This window comes from Campylobacter sp. US50a (assembly GCF_004379015.1).
GTDB lineage: Bacteria > Campylobacterota > Campylobacteria > Campylobacterales > Campylobacteraceae > Campylobacter_D > Campylobacter_D jejuni.
Window position 1 is genome coordinate 1 of sequence record NZ_RYYJ01000041.1, and the last position, 1,260, is coordinate 1,260.

Here is a 1,260-nt window from a genome sequence, read left to right on the forward strand (position 1 = left end):
TTGAATGCTTTCATCATCATAGTAAAAATAAGCCTTTCCACTTTTGCTTTTATCTTTTTCATCTTGGTAAAAATAATTTGCAATTTGCTTTTTACTTCTTTTTTGATTGTCTGCCTTAGCAGTACCACTTCTTGCCATATAAGAATTAATTAATTCATTTCCTTTGTAATGATAGAGATTAAATCCATCATAAACTAAATGATCTTTTGCTTTAAATTTAAGTATGAGTCCAACTTTGTGATGGGTATAATTATTAAATATTCTTTTAGCATTTTGTAAAGGAGTAGGAAAATAAGCATTGCTTTCATCAAGCTTTACTTTAAAGCTATAACAATCACTAAAATACTTTTCTTTATCAAATCTTATTTTACCCTTTTCATCACTGCGTCTTTTTAGATTAACTACTCTTAAAGCTTCATCATGTTTAAAACCTTTGATAATGATTTTAGCATTAGCAATGGGTTTATTGTGTTCATCTTTTAAATATAAAGTGATAAAGCAAGGTTCTTTAGCGTTAGATGAGGATTTGTTTAAAGGTTCTTTTGAAAGTTTATTAAAACTTGTATTGTTGTAAGCAATTTCTTTTTTAAGCTCTTTGGGTTCTAGTTTAATATTTAAACTTTCTTCTAGTAAAGAATAATTTTTAATCCTTGCATTATGATTGTTATATTTTATATTCAAATCCCCTAGAGAATTTAAATCCTCTTTATCGTATTTAAAATGATAAAGCAAATTTTCTTCTTTTTCTTCAAATAAAAACTCATTATTTTCTTTTGCACCTAAAAGAAGTTTTTCGTAAAAAAACACTCTTGTATTAAATTCTTTAAATTTAATATTATATTCTTTTTCTATTCTTTTAATGTCAAGTAAAGATTCATTTTTAATAAACACATCACAATGATTATCATAAATATGGATTAAATTTGACATCGATGAAGCATTATTTAAAAAGATAATTTTTTTATTTTTGTCTTTATTTTCTAAGATGAAATGGTTTAGGTTTTTAGAGTGGGAAGATAAAAGATAAAAATCTTGTTCTTTTGTGCTACTTGTATTTTCTTTTGTATCACTTTCTTGATTTGAATTTTCATCTTGATTTAAATTTTTATTTATTTCTTTGTTTTTATTTTTATTTATTGTTTCATCTTTACTATTTATTTCTTTATTTACAATCAAAGAATTAATATAAGTTTGATAAGCATTTTCTAAATCTTCAAAACCAAGTTTTTTAAATTCATCAATACTTTTATAAAGTTCTTT

At 23.3% G+C, this 1,260-nt stretch carries 1 protein-coding gene; it reads right to left on the bottom strand.

The annotated features are described in order from the left end of the window. A partial coding sequence (locus ELQ11_RS10200) for a hypothetical protein (protein WP_208359344.1) occupies positions 1-1,176 on the bottom strand: 1,176 nt, incomplete at its 3' end. Positions 1,177-1,260: the final 84 nt, after the last annotated feature.